The organism is Plantibacter flavus (assembly GCF_002024505.1).
Lineage (GTDB): Bacteria > Actinomycetota > Actinomycetes > Actinomycetales > Microbacteriaceae > Plantibacter > Plantibacter flavus_A.
On record NZ_CP019402.1, the window covers coordinates 1624581 to 1649727 of the forward strand.

Here is a 25147-nt window from a genome sequence, read left to right on the forward strand (position 1 = left end):
CGGTGATGCCGACCGCCCGGGAGGCGAACCGTGCGTCGCTGCTCGTCAGGCGTCCGCCTGGTCCAGCGTCGTGAACGGCGTGACGTCGGCCAGCTGCGGTCCGAGGCCGATGTCGATGAGGCGGACGTCGCCGGCGTAGGCCGAGCCGGGTGGGATGAGCAGCCCGGCCTTCACCGCGCCGAAGGTGACCGTGACCTCCGCCGGCAGGACGGCACCCTCGGGGACGCTTCCCTCGTCGGGATCGATGCCGCTCGGGACGTCCACGGCGACGACGGTCGGCCCGCCCGCGCTCTGCACGACCGGGAGGACCGCCTCGACGATCGCCTTCGGCGCACCGCGCAGGGTGGGGTTCCGGCTTGCGCCGATGCCGAAGACGGCATCGACGACGAGCGCGGCGCCCTTGGCCTCGTCTGCGCTGTCGTCCGGCTCGGCGGGGGAGTTCATGAGGAATCGGACGCCGGCCTCGACGGCGGCGGCGTAACCCGCCTCATGGACGTGGTCACCGGTCCTGGCCACGACGAGGTCGAGTGGGACGTCGTCCGGACCGGTCGTGCCGGCGAGTTCCGCCGCTGCGAAGAGGGCGTCACCGCCGTTGTCGCCTGATCCGACGAGCAGCAGGATCTTCCAGATGTCGGGTGCCTCGCCCTCGAGGCCCTCCGCGCGGTCGGCGAGCACCGCCCGCAGCTCCTCGGCGAGGCCGTGGGCGGCTCGCGCCATGAGCGGTTCCCCGGCTTTCAGGAGTGGTGCCTCTGCGGCTCGGACCTGGTCTGCGGTGTAGCCGTTGATCATGGCGCCCACTCTTCCGGCTCGGGTCGACCGCCGCAAGCGGTTGCGATCGGGGACCGGCACCGGAACAGCCGGGGGATCGACCGGTTCAGGCGAGTTCGAGTCGGATGTCCGGGTGGCCGGCGAAGACCTCGAGGAGCAGGTCGAAGTAGGTCTTGCCGCGGCCGGCGTCCAGGTCGTCGAGCTGCGCGGAGATCCGGGCCGTGTTGAACGGTGCACCCCGCTCGAGCTTCTCCTGCAACCACGCGCGGGTGGCCGTGACGCCGAGTGCGGTGCGGCTCGCGTCGTGCTCCGTCCAGACGAAGAGCACGTCGTCGAGATCGCGGAGCGAGCCGATCCCGCCGTAGAGGACGTCGTCGAGGGCGTCGAGGCTCGGACCGAGATCCCAGTACTCGTCCTGCATGAGCAGTTCGTTCATCACCGCGTAGAACGAGGCGATGTCGTGGATGCGGGAGCCGTCGATGCGGAAGGTGGTCGGCACGGTTCCCGAGCCTAGTGACCGGTCGGTGACGCGTCGAGCGGGGGTGCTGTGGATAACTTCTGCGGGGTGTGGCCGGTGTTCGTCAGGATGGCCGCATGGGGACAGCGGCGGAGATCATCACGGCGCGCGTGCGCGACCGGGTGCGTGAGGAGTTCGGGGAGCCGGGTCGGCGTGGGGGAGCGGGGCGGATCGCCCGAGAGGAGGTGCGTCGCTACAACGAGCGGGCGTTGAACGACACGACGCCGCTCATCGACGACGAGCACGGGATGACGAGCGAGGTGCTCGCCGCGGTGACGGGGTTCGGTGCGATCCAGCCGTTGCTGGATGATCCGAGTGTCGAGGAGATCTGGATCAACGAGCCGACGAAGGTGTTCGTCGCCCGTGGTGGGGTGTCGGAGCTCACGGACGTGGTCCTCGGGGAAGGTGACGTCCGCGACCTCGTGGAGCGGATGCTGCGCGCCACCGGTCGACGGGTCGACCTCGCGAACCCGTTCGTCGACGCCTCGCTCCCGGACGGCTCGCGGCTGCACGTCGTCATCCCCGACGTCACGCGTCGGCACATGTCCATCAACATCCGCAAGTTCTCCGCGCGGATCCGCGACCTCGGTCAGCTGGTGGCCGCCGGGTCGATCAGCTACCAGGCCGCCGAGTTCCTCCGCGCCAGCATGACCGCGGGCGCGAACCTGCTCGTGTCCGGCGCGACCCAGGCCGGTAAGACCACGATGCTCGGCGCCCTCATCGCGGCGCTGGACCCAGCCCTCCGCATCGTCACCGTCGAGGAGACCTTCGAGCTCGCGCCGGGCAACCGCGACGTCGTCGCGATGCAGTGCCGGCAGGCCAGTCTCGAGGGCACGGGAGAGATCACGCTGCGTCGGCTCATCAAGGAAGCGCTCCGGATGCGGCCGGACCGCATCGTCGTCGGTGAGGTCCGGGAGGCGGAGAGCCTCGACCTCCTGATCGCCCTCAACAGCGGACTGCCCGGGCTCTGCAGTATCCACGCGAACTCCGCGCGCGACGCGATCGGCAAACTCTGCACGCTGCCACTGCTCGCGGGTCGGAACATCGACTCGGGGTTCGTACGCCCGGCCGTCGCGTCCTGTGTCGACCTCGTCGTGCACTGCGAGCTCGACCGGTCCGGACGTCGACGGGTGGCGGAGATCATCGCGGTCGGCGGGAGCGGGGAGTCCCACACGATCGAGGCTTCCACCCTCTTCGAGCACCGCGACGGAGAGCTCCGCGCGACCGGTCGTTTCCCGCTGAACGACGCGAAGTACCGTGCGGCCGGGATCTCGCTCGCCTCGATCCTCGCCGTCGGCGAGCGATGAGTCTCGTCGTCGGAGCGGTCCTCGCCGCAGGGCTCCTCCTCACCGTCGCCCCCTGGTGGTGGCCCGACCCTGAGCCGCTGCGCGACACCCTGGAGCGATGGCGGCCGGTCGCTGCGCTCCGCGAACTCCTGATCCTGGCCGGTCTGCCCGGTCGGTACTGGGCGGCCGCCATCGTGGTCTCCGTCCTCGCCGGACTCGTCTCCGGCGCGGTGGTCCAGGCGCTCTGCCGTGTCCTGCCGCTGACCGCCGTCGTCGCCGTCGCCGGACTCGTCGCACCGGTCATCGTGCTCCGAGCCCGCGCCATCTCGCGACGTCGCCTGCAGCGGGGACTGTGGCCGGATGTCGTGGACCACCTGTTGTCCGCGATCCGGTCAGGGCTCTCGCTCCCGGATGCGGTGGCCGCGCTCGACACCGTCGGACCCGCACCGCTCCGCCCGGCGTTCGCCGCGTTCAGCGCCGACTACCGGGCTGCCGGCCGCTTCGCCGACGGCATCGACGACCTGAAGACCGCGCTCGCCGACCCTGTCGCGGACCGCATCCTCGAGACGGTGCGCATGGCCCGCGACGTCGGAGGCACGGAATTGCCGGCGGTGCTCCGAGCGCTGTCCGCGGGGCTGCGCGAGGAGTCGGCCATCCGAGCCGAGGCCGAGGCGCGACAGTCCTGGGTGGTGAACGCCGCGAGGCTGGGCGTCGCAGCACCCTGGGCGATCCTCCTGCTCCTGTCGTCCCGGCCGGAGGCGTCCGCCGCCTACAACTCCCGGGAAGGAGCGGTCCTGATCATCGCCGGCGTCGTGGTCTCCGCCCTCGCCTACCAGGCGATGCTCCGCGTCGGACGCCTCCAGCCCGAACGACGGTGGTTCCGGTGAGTGCCGACGGAGCGTGGGCGCTCAGCCTCGGAGCCGTGCTCGGGGTCGGCCTCTGGGCGCTCGCGATGCTCCTGCCGGCACTCGGACGACCGCGGCTCGCGGACCGCATCGCCCCCTACGTCGCCGACCTCTCCAGCGACGCCCGCTCACAAGCCGCGCGCCGCTCGACCGACCCGCTACCGGTCCTCGGGACCCTGCTGGTGCCGGTCCTCCGGGCCGTTCGATGGTCGCTCGGCCTGGTCGGCGCCGATCAGGAACTCGTCATCCGTCGATTGGGTCAAGCCGGGGGACCGACGCTCGAGCGGTACCGACTGCTGCAACTCCTGTGGGGGCTCGGCGGCTTCGCGGTCGCCGCGGCGCTCGCCGTGTTCTCCTTCAGCAACGGACGACTGGCGCTCCCGTTCGCCGCACCGCTCCCCGCGGTCGGGGCGGTGGCCGGAATCGTCCTCCGCGACCAGCTGCTGGCACTCGCCGCCAGTCGCCGCCTCGCGCGGATCGAGGAGGAGCTGCCGACGGTGCTCGAGTTCCTCAGTCTGAGTCTCGCGGCGGGCGAGGCGATCACGGACGCCATGGACCGCGTGGCGCGCATCGGGTCCAGCGGGGAGCTCGGCAGGGAGTTCCGCCGGGTGATGGCGGACGTCTCCACCGGTATCCCGTTCGCCACTGCACTCCGGCAGTTCGAGGCACGACTCGCGATGCCGATGCTGTCGCGATGCGTCGACCAGATCCTGGGCGCGCTCGAACGCGGCACACCGGTCGCAGCCGTGCTCCTCGATCACGCACACGATGGACGTGACATCGCCAAACGCCGTCTCCTCGAATCCGCCGGGAAGAAAGAGGTCGCGATGCTCGTGCCCCTCGTCTTCCTCATCCTGCCCCTGTCCATCATCATCGCCGTCTTCCCCGGAGTGTTCGTGCTCCGGACCGGCTTCTGACGAAAGGTTCCACATGTCCTCCCCCTCCTTCCTCGACCGCGCGTTTCACCGGAGTCGTTCCCTCCTCGCCGAGGAGCGCGGCGACGTCCCCGGCTGGGTCCTCATCACCCTCATGACGGCCGGGCTCGTCCTCCTCATCTGGGGTGTCGCCGGCCCGGCGCTCACGCAGGTGTTCGAACAGGCCATCGACCGTGTCTCCGGCATCTGAGCCCGAGATCGGCGGATGGCGGACGCGGCTCGTGCGCGGTGAGGACGGATCTGCCGTCGCCGAGTTCGTGTTCGTCGGAGCGATCCTCACCGTCCTGATGATGTCCGTGGTCCAGCTCGCGCTCGCCTTGCACGTCCGGAACACGCTCATCGACGCGGCGGCGGAGGGAGCCCGGTTCGGCGCACTGGCCGACACCGAGCTGCTCGACGGCGCCGACCGGGCACGCCAGCTCATCGCCGTCGCCGTGGGGGAGGGCTACACCGGTGACGTCAGCACCGCGCTGGCCGAACAGCGCGGAGTCGGCATCGTCACCGTGACCGTCCGCGCACCGCTTCCGGTCGTGGGCTTGATCGGACTGCCCGGCGTCCTGGAGGTGGAGGGTCATGCGGTCCTCGAGACACTCGAGTGATGAGCTGCGTCCCCGACCGACCGCACGGGACGACGACGGATCGGCCTCCCTCGAGTTCATCACCGTCGGTCTGGTCCTCCTCGTGCCGATCGTGTATCTCGTCGTCGCGCTCGCCGAGGTGCAGGCGGCAGTGCTCGCAGCCGGCGGGGCCGCGGCGCAGGCGGCGAAACTCTACGCGCGGGCCGACGACGACGCCACGGGTCGCGACCGCGTCGAGGACTCGCTCGCACTCGCGCTCGACGACTTCGGGCTCGACCGGTCCCAGTCGTCCGTCACGCTCGACTGCGCGCCAGCCGGTCTCCCATGCGGGCAGCGCGGCGGTGCCGTCACGGTCACCGTCGACATCCTCGTCGTCCTGCCGCTCATGCCCGAGATCCTCGGCGTCCAGGCCGCGGTCCCCGTGACCGGCGCCGTCACGGCACCGATCTCCCGGTTCGATGACCGGTTCAGCGAGGCGGAATGAGGGTGCCGGGCAGACGACGACATCTGGACGTCGGCGAGGAGGACGGGTCCACCATGCTCCTGACGATCGGATTCGCCGTCGTGGCGCTCGCCGTGGTCCTCGTCGGGAGCGCCGCCACCTCCCTGTACGTGGAGCACAAGCGGCTCCTCGACCTCGCCGACCGCCTGGCCGCGACCGCCGCGGAGTCCTTCTCCATCGACGACGTCACGATCCAGCCCGACGGGACCTTCCGACCCGTCCTCGATGACGACTCGGTCCGGTCGAGTGCACGCGACGACCTCATCACCGGCGGGGCGAGTGCGCTCACCGGCGTCGAGATCGTCGCGGCGCGGACCCCGGACGGCCGGAGCGCGGAGGTCTCGCTGGCGTCGGACTGGCGCCCGCCGATGCTGACGCTGTTCGTGCCGCAGGGCCTCCGGATCGAGGCGACCGCGAGTGCGCGCAGTGTCTTCTGGTGAGGGCGGACGTCTGTGCCGACGATCAGGGGAACGGGCGCGTGCCGCGATCGATGTAGCGGGGGATGAACCGGAAGAGGAGGAACGCGCCGATGAGCCCGACACCGCCGATGGTGCCGGCGGCGAGGGAGATCGACGCAGCCGCAGTGATCCCGGACATCGCCAGGGGAGCCGCGGCGGTGCCCGCGTCGCCCAGGAAGCGATAGGCGCCGAGGAACGGCGCGGGACGGTCCGGTGGCGCGAGGTCCGAGCCGAGGGTCATGAGGATGCCGCTGCCGAGCCCGTTGGACAGCGCCAGCACGAGGGCGACGGCGATGAACCAGACCCGTGCCCCGTCGAGGTCGTGGGTGAATGCCAGGACGATGAACCCGGAGCCCAGCCCGATCATCGAGGGGACGGCGGTCCAGATCCGCCCCCAGCGGTCCATGACCTGACCGCTGGCATAGAAGAGGGCGAACTCCACCGCGCCGACGACGCCGATGATGAGCGCCGTGTCCGTCTCCGAGACGCCGATGCTCACGGCCCACAGGGGGAGCAGGACCGCGCGGCACGACCGCAGGGCGCCGACAAGGGCAGCGGTCGTCCCCATCCTGGTGAGTACGGCACCATGGGCTCGGATCGACGCGATGAGACCGCTCGACTCCTCGGACGCGAGCTCCTCACCCTCGGTCCGCTCCTCGCCGTCGGCGGTGCGTGTCGACGGCGGTCGCCCGAACATCTCCGCAGGGTCGGGGAGGACGAGCAGGGTGATCGCGGAGCCGGCGCAGCAGATCACCATCACCCAGAACGCCGCCTGAGACGTCCCGGTGAGGTGGATGACGCCCGCGGCCAGGAACGGGCCGATGAACGTGCCGGCGCGGAAGACACCGCCGAGGGAGGAGAGCGCCCTCGCCCGGTACCGCATCGGCACGTACGTCGTCATGAACGCGTGCCGTGCCAGACCGAACACGGCGGTCGCGAGCCCGATGCAGAAGATGCCCACGGCGAGGACGAGCGGATTGGGGGAGATGGCCGCCGTCGCGACACCGACGACCGCGAGCAGCGCCGCCCACATCATCGCGAAGCGTTCGCCGATCCGACTGACGATCCAGCCGGAGGGGACGTCGCCGACGAGTTCGCCGAGCATGATGAGCGAGGAGATGACGCCGGCGACGGCGAGCGTCGCCCCCAGGTTCCCGGCGACGGCCGGGATGATCGGGATGATGGCGCCTTCACCGATCGAGAACAGGAGCGTGGGGAGGAAGACCGAGACGGCGACGGAGCGCAGCTGGAACGGGCGTTCGTCGGAAGTCATCCCCTCGATCGTACGCCCGCGGCCCTGCGCGGTAGGCTGAAGCCAAATGTTTGACTTGGACCTCTCCACACAGATCAGTACCCTCCGCTCGACCTTCGACGACATCCGCACCGTCGTCGACGTCGACCGTCTCGAAGCCGAGATCGCGACGCTGAGCGAGCAGGCGGGTGCCCAGGATCTCTGGGACGACACGACGAACGCGCAGAAGGTGACGAGTGCCCTCAGCCACCGTCAGTCCGAACTCGCCCGCATCACCAGCATCGCGAACCGGCTCGACGACCTCGAGGTACTCATCGAACTCGCGACCGACGCCCAGGACGAGGAGTCGGCCGAAGAGGCCCGCCAGGAGCTCATCAGCCTGCAGAAGGTGCTCGGCGAACTCGAGGTGCAGACGCTGCTGAGCGGCGAGTACGACCCGCGCCCCGCCGTCGTCACCATCCGCGCCGGCGCCGGCGGTGTGGACGCCGCCGACTTCGCCGACATGCTGTTCCGCATGTACCTGCGGTGGGCCGAGCAGCACAAGTACCCGGTCACCGTCATGGACACGAGCTACGCGGAGGAGGCCGGCATCAAGTCGGCGACCTTCGAGGTCGACGCGCCGTACGCCTTCGGCACCTTGAGCGTCGAGGCGGGCACGCACCGCCTGGTGCGCATGAGCCCCTTCGGTGCCGCCGGCAAGCGGCAGACGAGCTTCGCCGCCGTCGAGGTCATCCCGCTCATGGAGGAGACGGAGATCGTCGAGATCCCCGAGTCGGACATCCGTGTCGACGTCTTCCGGTCCAGCGGCCCTGGCGGCCAGTCGGTCAACACCACCGACTCCGCCGTGCGCATCACCCACCTGCCGACCGGCACGGTCGTCTCGATGCAGAACGAGAAGAGCCAGATCCAGAACCGCGCTGCAGCCATGCGCGTGCTCCAGTCGCGACTCCTCCTCATCCAGAAGGAGCAGGAGGCCGCGACGAAGAAGGAGCTGGCCGGCACCATCACGGCGAGCTGGGGCGACCAGATGCGCTCCTACGTGCTCGCGCCGTACCAGATGGTCAAGGACCTGCGGACGGAGCACGAGCAGGGGAACCCCGCAGCGGTGTTCGACGGCGATCTCGACGGGTTCATCGCCGCGGGCATCCGCTGGCGGTCGATGTCGAAGGCGGAGTAGCGCGGGGCGGCATAGTGTTCGCCCAGCCCTCGTACAGGGTACGGATCGCGGGCGTGTCCTGCCCGTAATCGGCAGGTCGCTCCTTAAGCTCAAGGAGCCATGATTCGGTTTGATCACATCTCCAAGAAGTATCCGGGAACCTCGCGTCCCGCGCTCAACGACGTCGATTTCGAGATCCTCCGGGGAGAGTTCATCTTCCTCGTCGGCGCCTCGGGGTCGGGGAAGTCGAGCTGCCTCCGCCTGATGCTCAAGGAGGACAAGCCGAGCAAGGGCAAGATCCATGTGCTCGGCCACGACCTCGGTTCCATCTCGAACCGCAAGGTGCCGTACTTCCGGCGCAGCCTCGGGGTCGTGTTCCAGGACTTCCGGCTGCTGCCGAGCAAGACGGTCTACCAGAACGTCGCCTTCACCCTTCAGGTGATCGGCAAGTCGCGCGGCTTCGTCCAGGAGGCCGTCCCCGACGTCCTCAAGATGGTCGGTCTCGACGGAAAGGCACAGCGCCTGCCGCACGAGCTGTCCGGTGGTGAGCAGCAGCGCGTCGCCATCGCCCGCGCCATTGTCAACAAGCCGCAGATCCTGCTCGCCGACGAACCGACCGGTAACCTCGACCCCGCCACCAGCGCCGGCATCATGCAGTTGCTGGAGCGCATCAACGCGGGTGGGACGACGGTCGTCATGGCCACGCACGAGGCCGGCTTCGTCGACCAGATGCAGCGCCGGGTGATCGAGCTGCAGGACGGTCAGATCGTCCGTGACGAACGCCACGGTGGATACGGCACCACCGCGGCCATCCCGGGTCTCGTCAGAGGATCCTCCAAGGCTGCCGCTCCGGCGGCACAGTCAGCTCCCGCAACGGCCTCGACTCCGGTCGCACCCGTCGTCGAGACCTCCTCGGTTCCGGTGACGACCACGACCTCGTCCGTCGCTGCCAGCTCCGAGCCCACGACGAGTGCCGTGGCCGCAGCCGCGGTCGCAGCCACCGCGGCCACGCCGATCGCTCCAGCCGCACCGACCGCGCCCGCCGCGGTCTCGCGCGAGACCACACCGCAGGCCGACACCGACGAGGTCGTCACCCGGGTGTCCGGCTCGACGCCGATCCAGGAACCGGCCGTAGCACCCGTCGCCGAGCCTGAGTCGCCGGCGACGCGATCCGAGGAATCGACACCGGAAGCGCCCGAGGCCGAGCCGACGACGCCGGATGCGGAGCCCGCCGTACCACCGGCGGCTGCGGTCCCGGAGGTCGCGCCTCCGCAACGCCTGAGCAACGCCACGGGCCCCATCGGGCTCCCGGCACGCAACGAGATCGACCCGATCGAGGTCGAACACCTGTCGCTCGCAGAGCGACTCGGCCTGCGTGCCGCGGCGCGCGGCACTGAAGACGGAGAGCAGAACGTGGGGCCGACCAAGTGAGACTCGCACTGATCTGGTCCGAGGTCTGGAACGGCCTGCGTCGCAACGTCTCGATGGTCGTCTCCGTCGTGCTCGTGACGTTCATCTCGCTGACCTTCGTCGGTACGGCCGTCCTACTGCAGATGCAGATCGGCCAGATGAAGAACTACTGGTACGACCGCGCACAGGTCGCGATCTACCTCTGCACCGCCGACAGTGCGGGCGACACCTGCGCCGCCGGCGCCGCGACCGAAGAGCAGCGCGCCGCTGTCCAGAGCGCCCTCGAGTCGTCGACCCTCGCCCCCTTCGTGGACAAGTTCTACTTCGAGGACCAGGCGCAGGCGTTCACGAACTTCCAAGAGCAGTTCAAGGGCAACGACATCGCACAGTTCGTCACGGCGGACCAGCTGCCCGAGACCTTCTGGGTGAACATGAAGGACGCCTCGCAGTCCGACGTCCTCGTCGAGGCGTTCTCCGGCGTCGCGGGCGTGGAGCAGGTGACGGATCAACGCCAGTACCTCGACCAGATCTTCTCGGTCCTGAACATCGCCAGTTACACGGCTATCGGGATCGCGGCACTCATGCTGGTCGCCGCGGCCCTGCTGATCGCGACGACCATCCGCTTGTCGGCGTACTCGAGACGCCGGGAACTCGGCATCATGCGACTGGTCGGTGCATCGAACCGGTTCATCCAGACACCGTTCATCCTCGAGGGTGTGTTCGCCGCGCTCATCGGCTCCATCCTCGCGGCCGGGGCGGTGATCACCATCGTCCAGGTGTTCGTCCAGGGATACCTGGCGGACCGCATGCGGTACGTCAACTTCGTCGATCTCGGTGACGCCTTCGTGGTCCTCCCGATCCTGCTGCTCGTCGGCGTGCTGTTGGCGGCGATCTCGGCCAACTTCGCGATCTCGCGGTACCTCAAGGTCTAGCGGGGAGGCAGTGCGGCCACCGCACCGCTCGCTCTGCGTTAGACTGACAGGCTGCCGCGATCGCGGCCGGTCCGTTCCGATGGATCCGAACCAGAACGTCAGGAGTACACCGTGCCGAGGGAACGGGGCGAGAACGTCGTGGCCACGAATCGCAAGGCCCGCCACGACTACACGATCGAGGACACCTACGAGGCCGGCATGGTCTTGACGGGTACCGAGGTGAAGTCGCTGCGAGCCGGGCGGGCGTCGCTCGTCGACGGGTACGCCTTCATCGACCGCCGTGAGGCGTGGCTCGACGCGGTGCACATCCCCGAGTACGGCCAGGGCACGTGGACGAACCACCCGCCGCGGCGCAAGCGCAAACTGCTGCTGCACCGCGAGCAGATCGACAAGATCGCCCACAAGATCGCCCCCGGTGGGTTCACCCTCGTGCCGTTGAAGATCTACTTCAAGGACGGCAAGGCCAAGGTGGAGATCGCCGTGGCGAAGGGTAAGAAGGAATACGACAAGCGGCATGCCCTGCGCGAGAAGCAGGACACCCGTGAGGCCGCGCGTGCGATGGCCACCAGGAACCGGCTCGGCGAATAGGTGACAGGCGCCACCCCGGCGCGGTACACTTGAAAGCTGCACCGCAAGGTGCTCGTCCACCGCTCGCGGTGGATTGACAACTCGACAGCGTGTGACAACGACCCTCTTCGCCTCGTTCTCCGAGGCGCTGAGTCCATGGGGATGATCGGTTTCGACATTGCCTGCGAAACTGCGAGAAGCGGGTCGAGGATGCAGGGTTATCTCGTTAACGATCTCTGCAAAACAACAAGTGCCAACTCTAAGCGCACTGACTTCGCCCTCGCTGCTTAAGCGAGCCCGATAGTCCGTCAGACCGAGCGTGTCCCCGTCTCGGATCCTGGCGTCATCTAGGGGACTTGCTGGATGACGGAGCCGCGACGTCATCCGGGACTTTTCTTCGGCTGGGCCCGTCGACCAAGATGCCCTTGTCAATGGTCGGGGCCGAGTAGAACGCATTAAGGGATACGCCCGTAGAAGGCGCAGAATCACAGCAGTGGACGGGGGTTCAATTCCCCCCATCTCCACTCCGGACGTTGTCACACGCTGCCGAGTCGACGACAGGCCCCCGCTTCGGCGGGGGCCTGTCGTCGTTCCTGGGGTCGGACGGGTACCGACGGGCTGCTAACCTGGGAGTCCAGAGGCCGCCACCACCCGGGAGACCTGCATGGCGACAATCCTGCTTGTTTTTGCTGCGATCGCCGTCGCCACGCCCACACTCACTCGAGTGCTGTCGACGAAGGTCTTCTACGTCATCGCGTGTATGCCCGCGGCGGCATTCGTCTGGACGCTCTTCCAGGCCGGCACGATCACGGCCGGCGGCACGGTCGTCGAGACGATCGAGTGGATCCCGCAACTGAGCATCGCGCTCTCGTTCCGGATGGACACGCTCGCCTGGCTGCTGTCCCTCGTCGTCACCGGCGTCGGTGCCCTCGTATTGCTCTACTGCGGCCGCTACTTCTCGTCGACCGAGCCCGGCCTCGGTCGCTTCGCCGCGCTCCTGTTCGCCTTCGCCGGCACGATGTTCGGCCTCGTAACCGCCGACGACATCATCGTCATGTTCATGTTCTGGGAGATCACGAGTGTGCTCTCCTACCTGCTCATCGGGCACTACACCGATCGCAAGGAGAGTCGCGGTGCCGCGCTCCAGGCGCTCCTGGTGACCACATTCGGCGGGCTCGTCATGCTCGTCGGCGTCATCATGATCTCCGTGCAGGCGCAGAGCACCTCGCTCGCCTCGATCGTCGAGCAGGGCCTGACCGGCCCCGCGACCACCGTCGCCATCCTCCTCATCCTCGTCGGGGCGATCTCGAAGTCCGCGCTCGTGCCGTTCCACTTCTGGCTGCCCGCCGCGATGGCCGCACCGACGCCCGTGAGCGCATACCTGCATGCTGCGGCCATGGTGAAGGCCGGGATCTACCTCGTCGCGAGGCTCGCTCCCGGTTACGCCGACACCCCGGGTTGGGACGCGATGCTCGTCGGCCTGGGGGTCCTCACCATGGTCGCCGGAGCCTGGCGGTCGCTGCGTCAGTACGACCTCAAGCTGGTCCTGGCCTACGGGACGGTGAGCCAGCTCGGATTCCTCATGGTCATCTCGGGGTACGGCACCCGCGATTCGGCCCTGGCCGCCGTCGCGCTCCTGCTCGCCCACGCCATCTACAAGGCGGCGCTCTTCCTCGTCGTCGGCATCATCGACCACCGTGCTGGGACGCGTGACTGGCGGCACCTCTCCGGTCTGGGACGCCAGACGCCGGTGCTCGCCGTCATCGCGGCGATCGCGGTCGCGTCGATGGCCGGCATCCCACCGCTCTTCGGGTTCGTCGCGAAGGAGGCGGTCTTCACCTCGCTGCTGGAGGGCGCGCTCGAGGGCGACGTGTGGGGGTGGGTCGCGATCATCGGGACCGCCGTCGGGTCCGTGCTGACCGTCGCGTACAGCGCCCGATTCCTCTGGGGCGCCTTCGGTGACCGACGCGGCGCCGCGCCGACCGAACTGCATGCCGAATCCGGAACGATCATGATCGCGCCGGGCATCCTCGCCGTCGCGACCATCGCTCTCGGCTTCGCGACGAAGCCCATCGACACGGTGCTCGCGCCGTACGCGGACTCCGTGGGGGAGGGCGACTACCACCTCGCACTCTGGCACGGCCTCGAGCCGGCGCTTGGCATCTCGGCCGTCGTGGTGCTGCTCGGTCTGCTGCTCTTCCGCTGGAGGCTCCCGGTCGCGCGTCTGCAGGACCGCCTGCCACCGCTCATCGACTCGTCGAAGGGCTACTGGGCGGCGACCCAGGGCATCGACCGGCTCTCCGCGAAGGTCACCCTGTTCGCCCAGCGCGGCGGGCTCGTCCAGTACCTGTCCACCATCCTCGTAGTCTTCGTCCTCACCCTCGGCATGATCGCCCTCCTCGGGCGCGCTTGGCCGAGCGAGATCCGACTGTGGGACTATCCCGCCCAGGTGGCCATCGCCTTCATCATGGCGACCGCGGCGATCGCGGCCGCCCGCGCGAAGCAGCGCATGGCCGCTGTGCTCCTCGTCGGCGTCACCGGGTTCGGGCTCGTCGCACTGTTCGCCCTGCACGGCGCTCCCGACCTCGCGCTCACTCAGGCCCTCGTCGAGACGATCACGATCGTGGTGTTCGTCCTCGTGCTCCGCCGACTGCCGGCCAAGATCGCGCAGCGCAACGCCCCGGTCCACCGCGTCCGTCGGGTCGTCATCGGGACGCTGACCGGCCTGGTCATGGGGCTCATCGGGGTCATCGCCCTGGGCGCGCGGCAGGCCGAGAGCATCGCGACCGAGCTGCCACGGCTCGCCGTCGAGGAGGGCCACGGCAAGAACATCGTGAACGTCATGCTCGTCGACATCCGGGCCTGGGACACCATGGGGGAGATCTCCGTGCTCGTCGTGGTGGCCACCGGTATCGCGAGCCTGCTCTTCGTCTCACAGCGGGGCGCCGAGGTCCCGCGCCTCAGCGGTGCGCGGCGCCGACGTATCCCGGGCCTCCGATCCCAGGTCGTGTCGGACCCCCACCTCGCGGACAGCGAGATGGAGGCGCCTCGCGACGCGGTGGGGCGGCACTCATGGCTCATCGGTGGCCGGGCGATCGCCGAGGCGAACCGTTCGATCCTCCTCGAGGTCCTCGTGCGGCTCCTCTTCCACCCGGCGATCGTCGTCTCCGTCTTCCTCCTCTTCGTCGGCCACAACGAGCCGGGCGGCGGCTTCGCCGGTGGTCTGCTCGCCGGCCTCGCGCTCGTGATGCGGTATCTCGCCGGCGGACGTTACGAGCTCGGCGAAGCCGTGCCGATCGACGCGGGCAAGGTGCTCGGCGTCGGGCTGCTGCTCGCGGTGGGGACGGCCGTCGGGTCCCTGTTCTTCGGCGGCGAGGCGCTCCAGTCCGCGTACTTCTCGGCCGACGTCCCGATCCTCGGACACCTCTCGTTCGGCACGTCCAGCATCTTCGACATCGGCGTCTACCTCGTCGTCGTCGGACTGGCACTCGACATCCTGCGCAGTCTCGGGGCCGAAGTCGACCGTCAACAGGAGGAAGCCGACATCGACGAGCAGAGTACGGACGAGTTCTCGGCGAGTGAGGTCGAGCAATGAGCGCCTCACTGACCCTCGTCGTCCTGATGGCCGTCATGTACGGCACCGGGGTGTACGTCATGCTCGAGCGGAGCCTCACCAGGTTCCTCATCGGGTTCGTGCTCGTCGGTAACGCGACGAACCTGCTCATCCTGATCATGAGCGGCCCGAGCGGCACCGCACCGCTCGTCACGGGCACCGCCTCCGACGAACGCATGGTCGACCCGGTGCCGCAGGTGCTCATGCTCACGGCCATCGTCATCAACTTCGGCGTGACCGCCTTCATCCTGGCGCTCATCTACCGGACCTGGTGGTTGGCGCAGCTCGGCGATGAGGGTGACACCCTCAGCGACGAGCACGCCGACGACACCGAGGCGGCGACGGAGGCGGTCTTCAACCAGGTCGACCTGGACGACGAGGCCATCCAACGGGTCCTCGACGAGAGCAACGAGCACGGCGACGATCGCAAGACGACCAGGAAGGGGGCAGGCGAATGAACGCACTCGTCCCGCTCGTGGTCATGATCCCGTTGATCGGCTCGGCGATCGCGCTCATGTTCCGCAACCGCCGCAAGACGCAGGTGGCGATCAGCGTCATCGCGCTCACCGCGGTGACCGTGATCAGCGCGATCCTGCTCGCGGCCGTCGACCAGAGCGGTACGATCGTCGTCGAGCTCGGCGGCTGGTCCCCGCCGTGGGGGATCGTGCTCGTCGTCGACCGGCTGTCGGCGATCATGCTGCTCGTCGCGGCCCTGATGCTGCTGGGCGTCCTCATCTTCGCCATCGGTCAGGGCATCGTCGACGGCGACCGCGAGACGCCGGTGTCGATCTTCCACCCGACCTACCTGGTCCTGGCGGCCGGGCTGTTCGACGCCTTCGTCGCGGGCGACCTCTTCAACATGTACGTCGGCTTCGAGATGCTCCTCGCATCCAGCTACGTCCTCCTCACCCTGGGCGGCACCGGAGCGCGGATCCGCGCCGGCGTCACGTACATCGTCATCAGCCTCATGTCGTCGCTGCTCTTCGTCGCCGCGATCGCCCTCATCTACGGCGCGACGGGCACGGTGACGATCGCCCTCGTGGCGGACCGCGTGCGCGACCTGCCGATGGAGGTGCAGGCGATCCTCTGCGCCGCACTCCTGCTCGGGTTCGCGGTGAAGGCTGCGGTGTTCCCGCTGTCGTTCTGGCTTCCCGACTCCTACCCGACCGCGCCGGCGCCGGTCACGGCGGTGTTCGCGGGCCTGCTGACGAAGGTGGGTGTGTACGCGATCATCCGGACCGACACGCTCATCTTCAAGGACGTGCCGCTCGCGACACCCTTGATGGTCATCGCCTTCCTGACCCTGCTCATCGGCATCTTCGGCGCGGTCGCCCAGGCCGACATCAAACGATTGTTGTCGTTCACGCTCGTGAGTCACATCGGCTACATGATCTTCGGCATCGCCGTCGGCGGGGTCGCCGGGACCGCCGCGACGATCTACTACATCGTCCACCACATCGTCGTCCAGACCACGCTGTTCCTCACCACCGGTCTCGTCGAGCGGATCGGTGGGACGACCTCCATCTCCCGGCTCGGCGGCATCCTGAAGGCCTCCCCGATCGTCGGCGTGCTGTTCTTCATCGGAGCGATGAACCTCGGCGGCATCCCGCCGTTCTCGGGCTTCCTCGGCAAGATCGGGCTGTTCCAGGCGGGTGTCGCCCTGGGTGACCCGCTGTCGTACATCCTCATCGCCGCCGGAGCCGCGACCTCGCTCCTGACCCTGTACGCCCTGGCACGCGTGTGGAACATGGGCTTCTGGCGCGGGAAGGACGAGGTCGCCGGATACTCGTCGCCGTTGCTCGACCAGCTCGCGGAGAGCCCCGAGGACTCGGGCTCGGTCGACACCAAGACCATCTCGCGCCCGATGATCGGTGCCACGACCGGCATGGTCGCGTTGACCCTCGCCCTCACGGTCTTCGCGGGGCCGCTCTTCGGACTGGCCACGCGCGCGGCAGAGAACATCGAGGACCCGGACAACTACATCACCGCGGTCTTCCCCGACGGAACGGAGCACCTGAAGTAATGCAACCGTCACGCCGTCGCGCACTGTTCAGCCAGGCCCTCCTCCTGGCCGGACTCATCCTGCTCTGGTGTCTCCTCTGGGGGATGTTCGACCTGCTCACCCTCGTGACCGGCCTCGGGGTCGCGTTGCTGGTGTCGTTCCTGTTCTACCTGCCGGCCGTCGAGCTGAGCGGCCGCATCAACCTCTGGCGGACCGCGATCTTCCTGGGCAAGCTCCTCGTCGACATCGTGCGGGCGAGTGCGGAGATCGCGTGGCTCGTCCTCAAGCCGAGGTTCCGGTCCAGCAACGCGGTGATCGCGGTCCGCCTGCGGACGACCTCCGACCTCATCATGAGCTGGACGGCCGAGGCGGTCTCGATCGTCCCGGGCTCGATCGTGGTCGACCTCGACCGCACGGCCTCGACGCTCTACCTGCACGCGCTCAACGTGCATGACGACGCCGACATCGACGCGGTCGTCGCCGAGGTCCTCGGGACGGAGCGACGGCTCATCCTCGCGATCGGTTCCCGCGCCGAGGCGGACGCCCTCCGCCACGACCATGACCACGTCTCGATCGGAAGGGGGCAGTGATGCTCGTCGTGATCATCATCGTCTCCGTGCTGTTCGGTGCCGCGGCCCTCGCGGCGGTCTATCGGATCATCCGCGGGCCGAGCCTCCTCGACCGCGTGATCGCCTCCGACGTGCTCGTCGCCACCGTCATGTGCGCGATCGGGGCCGAGATGGCGATCAACCGTCACACGGACGGCCTGCCGGTCCTCCTGGCGCTCGCGATGTTCGCGATCGTCGGCTCGGTCAGCGTCGCACGGTTCATGTCGAAGCAGGACGACGCATGACCGGCGAGCTGATCCGCGACATCGTCACCGGGGCACTCGTGCTCGTCGGGGCGATCATGTGCTTCGCCGCCGGTGTCGGCCTGCTGCGCTTCCCCGACGTGTTGTCCCGTCTGCACGCGGCGACCAAACCGCAGATCCTCGGGCTCATCGCGATCATGGCGGACGTCGCCGTCTCGAGCCCGACGGTCGGGACCATCACGATCGCGATCGCGATCATCGTGTTCCAGAGCCTCACCGCGCCGATCTCCGCGCACATGGTCGCCCGGGCGGCCTACCGCAGCGGCAACTTCGACGAGGCCGTCCTCGTCCGCGACGAGCTCGCGGGACGCGAAGAACTCGGCGAGGAACGACATCCCGGCCACACGCCCGAATAGCGGCACAATATCCCCATGGGAATGCTCATCTACGGGTCCGGCGACGAGTACGAGATCGAAGACCGCGCGCTCGCGCACCTGAAAGCCGTCATCGGGGCGAAGCTGCGCCGCCAGGAGAGCTTCTTCCTCAGCTGGGCGAACGATCCCGAGCACGGTTCCGGACGACGCTCGCTGTGGTTGTCCCCGAGCATCCCGCTGCAGTTCCGCTTCTTCGGGAGCCGCCCGCCGGAACTCAACCGTGCGTGGCTCGAGGTCCTCTCGGATTCATCGCACACCCCGCGAGGGCTGCAGCTCATCCCTGAGTCCGAGGTCGAGGGATACCTCGCGGGGAACGGAGCGCCGCGCGACGCGGGCGCCGAGTCCCACGACCAGGATCACGGCTAGGACGGGTCGTCCGTCCCCACGAGCAGGACGCGCAGCGCCGTCTCCGGTGAGCCGCGACCGTCCGGTGGGATCGTCTCGCCGTGCGTGTAGCGATCGACGACCCGCGGGTCGACGTAGCTGGACTTCGCGATCGCCGGGGTGTTGCCGAGGACCGCTGCTGCGTCACGCATGGCCTGCGCGAGTGCCTTCGAGCGTGCCGTCTTGGTCTGCACGGGTCCGGTCTTCGCCAGGCTCTCCGCAGCCGCGACGGTGCCGTGCAAGGTCCGGAAGTCCTTCGCGGTGAACTCGCCGTTCGTCTGCGCCCGGACGTAGTCGTTGATCTGGCTCGCCTGGAGGTGCCGCCACCGGTTCCCGTCCTTCCAGGCCAGGAGGCGGGCGTGCGGTCCACGGCGCTTCAGGGAGCGGATGAGTGAGGCCAGGTCGGCGTCGACGATGTCGGACTCCCAGGGCTGCCCACTCTTCGCCGGGAACTTCAGTGCGACGATGTCGCCGCTCACGCGAGCATGCGCACCCTCCAGGGTCGACAGGCCGTGACTCCCGTTCGCCTCCGCGTACTGCTCTCCGCCCACGCGGAGGGAGCCCGTGTCGAGCATGCGGAAGGCGCCGGCCGACACCCGTGCGAGCGGGTACCCCTCGAGCCGAAGGTCCCGGGTGACCCGACCTCGCGCGGCCGGGAGGGCCTCGGCGAGGGCCAGGGCGCGGTCGAACTTACTCCGGTCCTGACGCTCGCGCCACGACGGGTGGTAGAGGTACTGCCGCCGCCCGGCCGCGTCGATACCGGTCGCCTGGATGTGCCCGTTGGCATAAGGAGTGATCCAGACGTCGTTCCAGGCTGGAGGGACCACCAGACCGTCGATCCGGGCTCGGATCTCCTGATCGTCGAGGAGCGAACCGTCCGGCAACCGGTAGCTGAAGCCGCGCCCGGACCGAACCCGTCGGATGCCCTGGCCGTTCACGTCGCTGCGCCTCAGTCGTACCATCCGCCCAGCGTACGACGCCCTCGGATCCCGGTCGGCGGGCTTGCGCCGCGCCGTGCGCTCATGTCAGCCGACTGGCGGCAGCTCGGCGAGGAAGGCGTCGTGCAGGCGCCCGTTCGTCGCGAGGGAGCTCCGTGTGGAGATGGTCTCGATGCCGTCAATGTCCGTGAAGCGACCGCCGGCCTCGAGGACGATCGGCACGTGGGCGCCCAGGTCGTACTCCTGCACGCCGAATTCGGCCACGGCGTCGATCGAGCCTTCGGCGAGCAGCATGTAGGGCCACATGTCGCCGATGGCCCGATCGCGCCACAGGGAGCCGCACAGGGCCAGCAGCTGCGGGATCCGCCCGACCGAGGCCCACTGCGCGATGCTCTGGAAACTGAAGGACGCGTCGGCGAGGTCGGAGACGCCCGAGACGGACAGCCGGCGAGGGGTGGTCTCACCGAACCGGATGCCCCACGCGCCGTGCCCGATGGCGCCCCACCAGCGGGCGTGCATGGCGGGTGCACTGACGACGCCGACGACCGGGACGCCGTCGACGGCGAGGGAGATGAGCGTCGCCCAGTTCGAGACACCGCGGAGGAAGTTCGCCGTCCCGTCGATCGGGTCGATGATCCACTGTCGATCCGTCGGGCCCTGCGCGCCGTACTCCTCGCCGAACACGCCGTCGTCCGGGCGCTCGGTCTCGAGGATGCCGCGGATGGCGCGTTCGACGGCGAGGTCGGCGTCGGTGACGTGCGAGCGGTCCGGCTTGGTGGAGACGTCGAGGTCGCGTGCCTCGAAGCGGCCCATGGCGATGCGGTCGGCCGCGTCGGCGAGCCGGAGCGCGAGATCGAGGTCGGCGGGGGAGACGGTCACGGGTTCGGTCACCCCTCCAGGATAGGGTCGCGCGGGCCTGATCGGACGACGCCCGAAAGGCAGGAGATGTGCCTCCGCGACACGCCGACGGGCTCGATTTCGCACCCGGGCCAGTTGGGTGCTAGTGTCATATCTCGGTTCGGAACACTCCGAAACCACGCACCTCTAGCTCAATTGGCAGAGCAACTGACTCTTAATCAGTGGGTTCCCGGTTCAAGTCCGGGGGGGTGCACCACACCGGCAACGGCCTCGTCTTCGGACGGGGCCGTTCTGCATTGCGGTTGGGCTCGTGTTCGAGCATTCGGCTCGACGAAGCGCTCCGGTAGCGTTTCGCGACAGCTCCCGTCCGATTCGCGTCATCGGGCCGGTGTGGGGCTCAGGCATGAGACCCTGGAAGGGTCGGCAGCATGGCGGGATCGGGTCCTGCCGCTGCCGACGGAAGCCTCCGCGTGGGCACCCCACCGTGCGGAGCAGAGCGACGGTCGGGCATTCGTGCCCACCAGCGCCGTGACGCCTCATCGATTCGGGTTCGATGAGGCGTCATGCCCGCTCAGGGGTCCGGTACGACGAAACGGCCGCCCACCGGAGTGGACGGCCGTTGTCGACGTGCTTCGTTGCTCAGGCGACCGAGCTGCGGCGCGCCGGCACCGGGTTGACGAGGCTCGCGTCGATGAACTCGGGCTCGGCCCAGACGGTGATGGGGTAGTGCTGCGGCTCGAGGAGGGTCCGCTCGACGAGCGTCGGCTCGGTGTCGTCAGCCGCAGCCTCGGGGTGGTCGTCACCAGCCTGCGCCTCGGACGGGGCGTCGACCGTCTCGGTGATGGCGGCGGGTTCCTCGGCGACGGGCGGCTCGGTGACCTCGAGGGACCCGACCTCGTCGGCGGCGTCGACCGCGGACTCCTCCTGACCGCGTGACCAAAGGCGCCATCCACGCGCCGGAGCGGCCTCGGCACGGACCGTCACCGCTGCCTGCTCGAGGTCGATGTCCGTCGCGATCTCGTGGGCGAGCTGCTGGGCGTAGACCTCGTGGAAGATCTCGTCGCCGGAGCTCGGGGTGCGGCGCGACAGCACCCAGGCGCCGTTGGCACCGAGTTCGCTCGCCAGTCGTGCGTGGACGAGGTCGAACAGCTGCTTCTCGGACAGCTTCGATGCGGAGACTGGTGCTGCGTGGCGTCGGCGACCGAACATGGCGGGCCCTTCATCGAAAGCGGATCATCCGTGAGGCTGGACTGGCTTCATTGTCGATCACGAGGCGCGGAACGACGCGGAGACACGCGGGCGAGCGCCCTAATTCTCGGGTTTGCCGGGCGGACGTGGTAGCGCCGGTGGCGCGACCTCAGCGGCCGATCTCGGCCTGCTTGCTGTCGTCGATCACCGAGCTGATCGCGAGGGCGAGCGAGATGCCCCAGCTCACCCAGAGGAGGGCGAGCTTCCAGTCCCGCGGTCCCTGGCGGGTCGCCTGGAGGGCGGAGATGCCGCCGAAGACCGTGGAGATCATGCTGCCGTTGAAGAGGAATTTGCGCATGTCTTCACGCTAGCCGGTAGGGGAGGCCCCCGCATCCGGGCTTTCCTTCGGGTTCTCGCCTGTGCTAGCGAACGCACGCTTCGCGAAGGCCAGTGAGGCCCGCAGCTGGGCGAGGCGGAGCGTGTCGCCGCCGGTCGCGGGCAGGTGCACCTCCGCCACGATGCTTCCCGACCAGTCCGCCGCGCGCAGCAGCTCGAGGACCTCGGCGACCGGCTGCTCACCGGCACCCGGGAGGAGGTGTTCGTCGAGGAAGGGACCACGCGGCGACGGCGCGGTCCCGTCGCACAGGTGCACGTGTCGGAGGCGGTCGCCGTAGCGGGTCGCGATCTCGAGCGAGTCCTCACCCGCGAGGGCCGCGTGGGAGAAGTCGAGCGTCAGGGCGGCGCAGGCGAGTGGGGCCGGGTCGTACCCGAAGGCGAACGGCTGCACCCGGAGCCCGCGGCTCTGGAAGCACGCCATGTTCTCGACGGCCAGCTCGAGGCCGTGTGTCTCGGTCAACTCCGCGACGAGGTCGACGAAGGCGTGCGCGTAGCGCCGCTGCCAGCGGAACGGCGGGTGCACGACCACGGTCGACGCGCCGACGGCGGCGGCGAGCTCCGCCGAGCGCCGGAGCTTCTCCCGATGGTCGCGGCCCCAGACGAACGCGGTCCGGGTCAGGACCGGCGCGTGGATGGAGAGGATGTCCAGCCCGGTCTCGGCGGCGAGGCCGCGGAGCGCGTCGGCGTCCTGCGTCACGCGGTCCTGGGTGACCATGACCTCGACGCCGTCGTAGCCGGCTTCGGCGGCCAACTCGAACGCGCGCCGGGTTCCCAGCGGGTAGACGCAGGAGGTGCTCATGCCATGGCGGATCATCAGCGCAAGCATATGCTCGCCGTCTGAACACGCGGTTTCGCCATGCGGAACGCTGCTAGCCTGAACAGCGAACCCGAGTACCCCGGGAGGGCCATCATCACCAGATATTCCGCGCCTGACGGCGGATCAGCGTCGACCTTCGACTTCATCGTGGTATCCAACCGGCTGCCGGTCGACCGCGTCGTCGACGCAGACGGTGCCGAGAGCTGGCGGACCTCACCCGGTGGACTCGTGACCGCCCTCGAACCCGTCATGCGCGGTGCCGACGGCGCATGGATCGGATGGGCCGGCTCGGCCGACCTCGAGATCGAGCCGTTCGACAACGACGAGATGTGGATCATCCCGGTCCCGCTGTCTGAAGACGAGATCGCCCGCTATTACGAGGGCTTCTCGAACGACACCATCTGGCCGCTCTACCACGACGTCATCGCTCCGCCGAGTTACCACCGCGAGTGGTGGGACTCCTACGTCGCCGTGAACCGACGGTTCGCTGAGGCGGCCGCGGCGGCCGCGTCCGACGGTGCCACGGTGTGGGTGCAGGACTACCAGCTGCAGCTCGTGCCCAAGATCCTGCGTGAACTGCGACCCGACCTCACGATCGGGTTCTTCAACCACATCCCGTTCCCCGCCTACGGCATCTACTCGCAGCTCCCGTGGCGACGCCAGATCATCGAGGGACTGCTCGGCGCCGACGTCATCGGCTTCCAGCGCGTCGCGGACGCGGGCAACTTCTCCCGGGCGGTCCGCCGCCTGTTCGGGTACGAGACGAAGGGGGCCGCGATCCAGGTCCCACTCGACGCGGCACTCGTGTCGGTCACGACGGACGCCGCACCGGCCGCCTCGAAGCGCGGCGCCCCGTACCGCACGGTGATCGCCCGGCACTTCCCGATCTCGATCGACAGCAAGGGGTACCAGGCCCTCGCGCAGCGCCCCGACATCATCGCCCGTGCCAAGCAGATCCGCGAGGAGCTCGGCAACCCGGAGACGATCATGCTCGGCGTTGACCGTCTCGACTACACGAAGGGTATCGGGCACCGACTCAAGGCCTTCGGCGAACTCCTCGCACAGGGCAAGCTCGCGGTCGAGGACGTCACGCTCGTCCAGGTCGCGAGCCCCAGCCGCGAGCGCGTCGAGACGTACCGCCAGCTCCGCGACGACATCGAACAGACGGTCGGCCGGATCAACGGCGACTTCGGCACCATCGGCCACACCGCGATCCAGTATCTGCACCACGGGTACCCCCGCGAGGAGATGGCCGCGCTCTACCTCGCCGCCGACGTCATGCTCGTCACGGCCCTGCGCGACGGCATGAACCTCGTCGCGAAGGAGTACGTCGCGGCTCGCTACGACAACGACGGCGTCCTCGTCCTGAGCGAGTTCGCCGGCGCGTCCGACGAGCTGAAGCAGGCCCTCAAGATCAACCCGCACGACATCGAGGGGATGAAGTCGGCGATCCTCCAGGCCGTGCACATGACGAAGGCCGAGCGTGGTCGTCGCATGCGAGCGCTGCGCAAGCGCGTCATGGAGTACGACGTCGCGCGGTGGTCGGCGTCCTTCCTCGACGAGTTGCAGCGCGTGCGCGACCAGTCACCGACCATCGAGCAGGGGAGCACCACCCAGTCATGAGCACCACCGACGAGCCCACCGACACCCTCGGGGGCTTCCCCTCGGACTGCGCGCGGAACTCCGCCGCCTGGCCGACGTCCCGAAGCTCCTGGTGGCCCTGGACTTCGACGGCACCCTGGCCCCCGAGGTCGACGACCCGGACCAGGCGCGCGCGCTGCCCGCGGCCCGCAAGGCCGTGTTGGCGCTGATGGACCTGCCCGGGACGCGTGTCGCACTCGTGTCCGGGCGCGCGATCGACAGTCTCGTGGCGGTGGCCGAGCTGCCCGACCACGCCCTGTTCGCCGGCTCGCACGGCGTCGAGATCCGGCTCGACAACCCCGACGACGCCCTCGCCCTCGACGACGAGGAACGCGAACAGCGGGAGACCCTCCAACGGATCCTCCAGGACGTCGCGGAGGGTTACGATAATGTCTGGATCGAGCGGAAGCCGGCAGGGTTCGCCCTGCACACGAGGCTCGCCAGTGAAGAAGACTCCAGGATCGCCCACCTCGAAGCACTCGCCCACACCAAGGACGAGTTCGGCGCCCTGACGGTTCGAGAGGGCAAGAACGTCCTCGAGTTCTCGCTCAGGAGCGCGACCAAGGGCGAAGCCGTCGAACACCTCCGGCGGTACACCAAAGCAGATGCCGTGTTCTACGCGGGCGACGACGTCACGGACGAGGACGCGTTCGGCGCACTCGGCCCCGGCGACCTCGGGGTGAAGAGCGGTGCCGGCGTGACCGCCGCCGACTTCAGGGTCGAAGGACCCTCGGAGATCGCGCGCGTCCTCGGCATGCTCGCGGAATATCGAAGCAACAAGGAAGCCGTAGACTCTTAA

General features: G+C 68.9%; 28 protein-coding genes, 1 tRNA gene and 1 other RNA gene. 22 read left to right on the top strand and 8 right to left on the bottom strand.

Annotation, left to right across the window (positions count from 1 at the left end):
- Positions 1–45: 45 nt before the first annotated feature.
- Both BWO91_RS07635 and BWO91_RS07640 read right to left on the bottom strand, forming a co-directional pair.
- A complete protein-coding gene (locus BWO91_RS07635) occupies positions 46–789 on the bottom strand; it encodes an NAD(P)H-hydrate epimerase (RefSeq protein ID WP_079002172.1) in 744 nt (247 codons plus the stop codon).
- An 85-nt stretch (positions 790–874) separates the two neighbouring features.
- Entirely contained in the window at positions 875–1267 is a 393-nt protein-coding gene (locus tag BWO91_RS07640; protein WP_079002174.1) for a barstar family protein, read from the bottom strand.
- Positions 1268–1362: 95 nt separating this feature from the next.
- Here BWO91_RS07640 and BWO91_RS07645 point away from each other — a divergent pair, with 95 nt between their 5' ends.
- The 7 genes from BWO91_RS07645 to BWO91_RS07675 are packed head-to-tail and all read left to right on the top strand — an operon-like array spanning position 1363 to position 5931.
- Positions 1363–2592 (top strand): CpaF family protein, encoded by a 1230-nt coding sequence (locus tag BWO91_RS07645; protein ID WP_079002176.1) that lies wholly within the window; start codon positions 1363–1365, stop codon positions 2590–2592.
- Positions 2589–3458: a type II secretion system F family protein gene (locus BWO91_RS07650; protein ID WP_064296212.1), complete on the top strand. Its 870-nt coding sequence runs from the start codon at positions 2589–2591 to the stop codon at positions 3456–3458. Before BWO91_RS07645 ends, BWO91_RS07650 begins: the two co-directional genes overlap by 4 nt.
- Positions 3455–4393: a type II secretion system F family protein gene (locus BWO91_RS07655; RefSeq protein ID WP_079002178.1), complete on the top strand. Its 939-nt coding sequence runs from the start codon at positions 3455–3457 to the stop codon at positions 4391–4393. Before BWO91_RS07650 ends, BWO91_RS07655 begins: the two co-directional genes overlap by 4 nt.
- A gap of 13 nt (positions 4394–4406) precedes the next feature.
- Positions 4407–4601 carry a hypothetical protein gene (locus tag BWO91_RS07660; protein ID WP_079002179.1) on the top strand — a complete coding sequence of 65 codons (195 nt, stop codon included), beginning with the start codon at positions 4407–4409 and terminating at the stop codon, positions 4599–4601.
- Complete coding sequence (locus BWO91_RS07665; RefSeq protein WP_240555719.1) at positions 4585–5010, top strand: TadE/TadG family type IV pilus assembly protein; 426 nt, start codon at positions 4585–4587, stop codon at positions 5008–5010. The genes BWO91_RS07660 and BWO91_RS07665 overlap by 17 nt, the downstream gene beginning before the upstream one ends.
- Positions 4985–5473, top strand: a complete 489-nt coding sequence (locus BWO91_RS07670; RefSeq protein WP_079002182.1) for a hypothetical protein — start codon at positions 4985–4987, stop codon at positions 5471–5473. Before BWO91_RS07665 ends, BWO91_RS07670 begins: the two co-directional genes overlap by 26 nt.
- A gap of 2 nt (positions 5474–5475) precedes the next feature.
- Positions 5476–5931 carry a hypothetical protein gene (locus tag BWO91_RS07675; RefSeq protein WP_079002183.1) on the top strand — a complete coding sequence of 152 codons (456 nt, stop codon included), beginning with the start codon at positions 5476–5478 and terminating at the stop codon, positions 5929–5931.
- 22 nt (positions 5932–5953) lie between these two features.
- Here BWO91_RS07675 and BWO91_RS07680 read toward each other — a convergent pair whose 3' ends face one another.
- The gene (locus BWO91_RS07680) at positions 5954–7222 is read right to left on the bottom strand and encodes an MFS transporter (RefSeq protein ID WP_079002184.1); all 1269 of its coding nucleotides are present in this window, start codon (positions 7220–7222) and stop codon (positions 5954–5956) included.
- A gap of 46 nt (positions 7223–7268) precedes the next feature.
- Here BWO91_RS07680 and prfB point away from each other — a divergent pair, with 46 nt between their 5' ends.
- The 12 genes from prfB to BWO91_RS07740 all read left to right on the top strand — a co-directional run bounded on the left by prfB (position 7269) and on the right by BWO91_RS07740 (position 18492).
- A complete protein-coding gene (gene prfB, locus BWO91_RS07685) occupies positions 7269–8378 on the top strand; it encodes a peptide chain release factor 2 (protein WP_079002185.1) in 1110 nt (369 codons plus the stop codon).
- Positions 8379–8477: 99 nt separating this feature from the next.
- On the top strand, positions 8478–9788 hold the full coding sequence (ftsE, locus tag BWO91_RS07690) for a cell division ATP-binding protein FtsE (RefSeq protein ID WP_079002186.1): 1311 nt from the start codon (positions 8478–8480) through the stop codon (positions 9786–9788).
- On the top strand, positions 9785–10699 hold the full coding sequence (ftsX, locus tag BWO91_RS07695) for a permease-like cell division protein FtsX (protein ID WP_064296231.1): 915 nt from the start codon (positions 9785–9787) through the stop codon (positions 10697–10699). Before ftsE ends, ftsX begins: the two co-directional genes overlap by 4 nt.
- Before the next feature lie 111 nt (positions 10700–10810).
- On the top strand, positions 10811–11287 hold the full coding sequence (gene smpB, locus BWO91_RS07700) for an SsrA-binding protein SmpB (protein ID WP_056007115.1): 477 nt from the start codon (positions 10811–10813) through the stop codon (positions 11285–11287).
- A 137-nt stretch (positions 11288–11424) separates the two neighbouring features.
- Positions 11425–11793, top strand: a transfer-messenger RNA (tmRNA) gene (gene ssrA, locus BWO91_RS07705).
- A 137-nt stretch (positions 11794–11930) separates the two neighbouring features.
- On the top strand, positions 11931–14861 hold the full coding sequence (locus tag BWO91_RS07710) for a Na+/H+ antiporter subunit A (protein WP_079002187.1): 2931 nt from the start codon (positions 11931–11933) through the stop codon (positions 14859–14861).
- Positions 14858–15337, top strand: a complete 480-nt coding sequence (locus BWO91_RS07715) for a sodium:proton antiporter (RefSeq protein WP_064296234.1) — start codon at positions 14858–14860, stop codon at positions 15335–15337. The genes BWO91_RS07710 and BWO91_RS07715 overlap by 4 nt, the downstream gene beginning before the upstream one ends.
- Positions 15334–16902 carry a Na+/H+ antiporter subunit D gene (locus tag BWO91_RS07720; RefSeq protein WP_079002188.1) on the top strand — a complete coding sequence of 523 codons (1569 nt, stop codon included), beginning with the start codon at positions 15334–15336 and terminating at the stop codon, positions 16900–16902. The genes BWO91_RS07715 and BWO91_RS07720 overlap by 4 nt, the downstream gene beginning before the upstream one ends.
- Positions 16902–17471, top strand: coding sequence for a Na+/H+ antiporter subunit E (locus tag BWO91_RS07725; RefSeq protein WP_064296236.1), 570 nt, complete (start codon positions 16902–16904; stop codon positions 17469–17471). The genes BWO91_RS07720 and BWO91_RS07725 overlap by 1 nt, the downstream gene beginning before the upstream one ends.
- A complete protein-coding gene (locus tag BWO91_RS07730; protein WP_064296237.1) occupies positions 17471–17734 on the top strand; it encodes a monovalent cation/H+ antiporter complex subunit F in 264 nt (87 codons plus the stop codon). Before BWO91_RS07725 ends, BWO91_RS07730 begins: the two co-directional genes overlap by 1 nt.
- Positions 17731–18108, top strand: a complete 378-nt coding sequence (mnhG, locus tag BWO91_RS07735; protein ID WP_064296238.1) for a monovalent cation/H(+) antiporter subunit G — start codon at positions 17731–17733, stop codon at positions 18106–18108. The genes BWO91_RS07730 and mnhG overlap by 4 nt, the downstream gene beginning before the upstream one ends.
- Before the next feature lie 15 nt (positions 18109–18123).
- A complete protein-coding gene (locus tag BWO91_RS07740; RefSeq protein ID WP_079002189.1) occupies positions 18124–18492 on the top strand; it encodes a hypothetical protein in 369 nt (122 codons plus the stop codon).
- Here the strand turns inward: BWO91_RS07740 and BWO91_RS07745 are convergent.
- The gene (locus BWO91_RS07745; protein WP_079002190.1) at positions 18489–19472 is read right to left on the bottom strand and encodes a DNA topoisomerase IB; all 984 of its coding nucleotides are present in this window, start codon (positions 19470–19472) and stop codon (positions 18489–18491) included. The two genes, BWO91_RS07740 and BWO91_RS07745, sit on opposite strands and share 4 nt — an antisense overlap.
- 63 nt (positions 19473–19535) lie before the next feature.
- Positions 19536–20339 (bottom strand): inositol monophosphatase family protein, encoded by an 804-nt coding sequence (locus BWO91_RS07750; protein WP_064296241.1) that lies wholly within the window; start codon positions 20337–20339, stop codon positions 19536–19538.
- 147 nt (positions 20340–20486) lie between these two features.
- On the opposite strand from BWO91_RS07750, the gene BWO91_RS07755 reads away from it, so the two are divergent.
- Positions 20487–20562: transfer RNA gene (locus BWO91_RS07755), tRNA-Lys, on the top strand.
- A 383-nt stretch (positions 20563–20945) separates the two neighbouring features.
- On the opposite strand, the gene BWO91_RS07760 is transcribed toward BWO91_RS07755, so the two are convergent.
- From BWO91_RS07760 to BWO91_RS07770, 3 genes are all read right to left on the bottom strand, one after another.
- Entirely contained in the window at positions 20946–21515 is a 570-nt protein-coding gene (locus BWO91_RS07760) for a hypothetical protein (protein WP_079002191.1), read from the bottom strand.
- A 148-nt stretch (positions 21516–21663) separates the two neighbouring features.
- Positions 21664–21852: a hypothetical protein gene (locus BWO91_RS07765; protein WP_064296243.1), complete on the bottom strand. Its 189-nt coding sequence runs from the start codon at positions 21850–21852 to the stop codon at positions 21664–21666.
- A gap of 9 nt (positions 21853–21861) precedes the next feature.
- Positions 21862–22689 carry a sugar phosphate isomerase/epimerase family protein gene (locus BWO91_RS07770; RefSeq protein WP_167620451.1) on the bottom strand — a complete coding sequence of 276 codons (828 nt, stop codon included), beginning with the start codon at positions 22687–22689 and terminating at the stop codon, positions 21862–21864.
- A 57-nt stretch (positions 22690–22746) separates the two neighbouring features.
- On the opposite strand from BWO91_RS07770, the gene otsA reads away from it, so the two are divergent.
- Positions 22747–24330 (top strand): alpha,alpha-trehalose-phosphate synthase (UDP-forming), encoded by a 1584-nt coding sequence (gene otsA / locus BWO91_RS07775; protein ID WP_079002193.1) that lies wholly within the window; start codon positions 22747–22749, stop codon positions 24328–24330.
- Positions 24331–24421: 91 nt separating this feature from the next.
- A complete protein-coding gene (gene otsB, locus BWO91_RS07780) occupies positions 24422–25147 on the top strand; it encodes a trehalose-phosphatase (protein ID WP_240555721.1) in 726 nt (241 codons plus the stop codon).